This window comes from Oleiphilus sp. HI0061 (genome assembly GCF_001635675.1).
This window is the reverse complement of record NZ_LWFE01000031.1, coordinates 1-826: the sequence shown is the minus strand read 5'-3', so window position 1 is coordinate 826 and position 826 is coordinate 1. Positions and strand designations below refer to the sequence as shown.

The following is an 826-nucleotide window of genomic DNA, read 5'->3' as shown; positions in this document are numbered from 1 at the left end:
GGTATGCCCGAACTGTGCGACCGAGTATCACCCAACGGAACAGGAGAGAATCTGGCTAGGTAGTATGGTCGCTGAAGGTGAAATCCTACCAGATAATTTCACTGTTGGAAGCGGCTGTTACCAGTGCAGTGATACCGGCTATAAAGGGCGAGTAGGTATTTACGAGTGGCTAGAAATGGATGATCGTACTTTGGGGGCGCTTCGTCGTGCAGACCCGGATGCCTTTGCTGAAGCTGCCAAGATGAATGCTTATTACGAGCCCTTGGATCGGTGCGCCTTAGAGTATGCGCGTCAGGGTATTACGACGATTGATGAGGTCTTCAGAATTTCTGCAACCCTTGATGAATTGGGGGCAAGCTTGGACGATGAGCTGGAAATAGACCTGGATGAACTCGATGAGTAACTTACTTGAAGGGTGGCAGGGTTAATGGCTCGATTTCAATACAAGGGGCGTGATGCAAAAGGGGCCCAGGTTAGCGGTGAACTGGAGATAGCTTCAGAGTCAGCTGCTGCCAATGAGCTGCTTAAAAAAGGTATTACTCCGGTTCAAATCAGTGAGCTGCAGGAAGCGTCAAAAAGTTTGGGCAGTATAAATATACAGCTGATCAAACCCAAAGTGACGCTTGATGAGCTGATTATTTTTTGTCGGCAAATGAATGCTTTGGCTCGCGCCGGTATTCCTATTATACGTGCAATGAAAGGCTTGGCGGATTCAACCAAGTCAGAAGTGCTTCGCGAGACACTCTTTGATGTTTCTCAGCGCCTAGAGTCAGGTGTGAATTTAGCTTCATGCATGCAGGCCCACCCCAAGGTCTTTTCTGATTTG

General features: G+C 48.4%; 1 protein-coding gene and 1 pseudogene. Both read left to right on the top strand.

From position 1 onward, the window contains the following. Window positions 1–403: pseudogene (locus tag A3735_RS29960) on the top strand (MSHA biogenesis protein MshE); the annotation flags it as partial. Between the two features lie 24 nt (window positions 404–427). After that, a partial coding sequence (locus tag A3735_RS00460) for a type II secretion system F family protein (RefSeq protein WP_197485549.1) occupies window positions 428–826 on the top strand: 399 nt, incomplete at its 3' end.